Source organism: Vibrio sp. D173a (genome assembly GCF_030248475.1).
The window spans coordinates 1-776 of the sequence record NZ_JAHGAH010001118.1; the positions used below are offsets into that span (position 1 = coordinate 1).

1 pseudogene is annotated in these 776 nt (G+C 46.1%); it reads right to left on the reverse strand.

Features of this window, described 5'->3' with window-relative positions:
- A pseudogene (locus KIV40_RS31690) lies at positions 1–712 on the reverse strand (excinuclease ABC subunit UvrA); the annotation flags it as partial.
- Between the last annotated feature and the right edge of the window lie 64 nt (positions 713–776).

Below are 776 nucleotides of genomic sequence, written 5' to 3' on the forward strand. Positions count from 1 at the left end.
CCATCCAATCGACAACGGCGATACCACCAGATAGCTCTAGAGTGGTCTGAGAAGACTCATCGAGTCGTTGTTGAAGATCAGGGCGAACCTTAAAGCGATCGACCACAACTTCGATGGTGTGTTTTTTGTGGAGTTCTAGTGCTGGTGGATCGGAAAGATCACAGGTCTCACCGTCGATCCTTGCTCGGATGAAACCTTGAGCTGCAAGGTTTTGCAGTGTCTTTACATGTTCACCCTTACGTTCTTTAACGATAGGAGCAAGCAGCATCATCTTCGAGCCTTCAGGCTGTTCGAGCACTTTATCGACCATTTGACTGATGGTTTGTGCTGCAAGAGGAATATGATGATCTGGACAGCGAGGTTCACCAACACGAGCATACAAAAGTCTCAGGTAGTCATAGACCTCTGTAATTGTTCCCACTGTTGAGCGCGGGTTATGGGATGTCGACTTTTGCTCGATAGAGATCGCCGGAGACAAGCCTTCAATGTGGTCAACATCGGGCTTTTCCATAAGGGACAAAAATTGACGAGCGTAGGCAGACAGTGACTCAACGTAACGACGCTGACCCTCTGCATACAGGGTGTCGAAAGCCAGTGAAGACTTACCAGACCCAGACAAACCCGTAATCACAATTAACTTATCTCTTGGGATTGTTAGGTTTATATCTTTGAGGTTGTGCGTGCGAGCACCCCTTACTTCAATTTTATCCATTTCAGGCAACCATGTAATTTTCAGTGGATAAAGTATTACATAGTGTGAGTTTTGTGCAAAGTTT